The organism is Tetzosporium hominis (assembly GCF_002265435.1).
Taxonomy (GTDB): Bacteria; Bacillota; Bacilli; order Bacillales_A; family Planococcaceae; genus Chryseomicrobium; species Chryseomicrobium hominis.
Window position 1 is genome coordinate 1 of the sequence record NZ_NOKQ01000009.1, and the last position, 210, is coordinate 210.

The window sequence follows — 210 nt, forward strand, 5'->3', positions numbered from 1 at the left end:
TAATAGAGACCTTTAAGGCTTTAGCTATTTAAAAAAGAACATCTTGATTTGCGTGTCGAGCGCCAGTCTCATATCTAGAAATAGTCTGCTTAGTCGTGTTTATCATTAAAGCGAGATCCTCTTGGCTATAACCTCTAGCTTCTCTCCACCTCTTAATCTTTTTTCCTATATACTCTTTAAGTTCCATCTTTTCATTCCTCCACTATAAAT

1 pseudogene is annotated in these 210 nt (G+C 35.7%); it reads right to left on the reverse strand.

The features are described 5' to 3' along the window. Positions 1-31: 31 nt before the first annotated feature. Positions 32-187 (reverse strand): annotated as a pseudogene (locus CF394_RS00030) (helix-turn-helix domain-containing protein); the annotation flags it as partial. Positions 188-210: the final 23 nt, after the last annotated feature.